1 protein-coding gene is annotated in these 746 nt (G+C 71.4%); it reads right to left on the bottom strand.

Annotation, left to right across the window (positions count from 1 at the left end):
- Nucleotides 1-3 precede the first annotated feature (3 nt).
- On the bottom strand, nucleotides 4-746 hold a 743-nt coding region (locus HLK59_RS50300), incomplete at its 5' end, for an iron ABC transporter permease (RefSeq protein WP_171148367.1).

Here is a 746-nt window from a genome sequence, read left to right as displayed (position 1 = left end):
CCCCTACGCCCACCCCCCTTGCTTACGCCGAGTCCGCCGCAGCAGCCAGAAGAAGAACGGGCTGCCCAGCAGAGCCGTCAGCACACCCAACGGCAACTCCGCCGGCGCCGCGACGGTCCGCGCGGTCAGATCCGCCGCCAACAGCACCAGCGCACCCAGCAACGCACTCCCCGGCACCAGGAACCGATGCCCCGGCCCCGCCACCATCCGCAGCAGATGCGGCACCACCAGCCCCACAAAGCTGATGATCCCGGACACACTCACCGCCGCGGCCGTCAGCATCGCGATCACCAGCACCAGCACGAGCCGCAACCGCTCCACATCCACCCCCAGATGCCGGGCCGGCCGCTCCCCGAGGGACAGCAGATCCAGCCGCCGCGCGTACAAGGGCGCCACCGCCAGCCCCAGCACCGCACACGGCAGGACGGCCAGCACCTTCGGCCACGTCGCCTGCGCCAGCGAACCCAGCTGCCAGAACGCGATCTGGTTGACGGCCGCGGTGTCCGCGAAGAACAGGAACAGCCCGATCAGCGCCCCCGCGAACGCGTTCACCGCGATCCCGGTGAGGATCAGCGTCACGACCTCCGTACGCCCCCCGGACCGCGACATCGCGTACACCAGCAGCACCGTGCCGAGCCCCGCGACGAACGCGAACGCCGAAACCGTCCACGTACCGAGGAAGTTGATCCCGAACGCGATCGCCGCGACCGCCCCCACCGCACCGGGCCACAGGGCCGCGGCCGCGC

The sequence above is a fragment of the Streptomyces sp. S3(2020) genome (assembly GCF_013044505.1).
Taxonomy (GTDB): domain Bacteria; phylum Actinomycetota; class Actinomycetes; order Streptomycetales; family Streptomycetaceae; genus Streptomyces.
The sequence above is the reverse complement of the archived record's forward strand: the minus strand, read 5'-3'. Positions and strand labels throughout refer to the sequence as shown.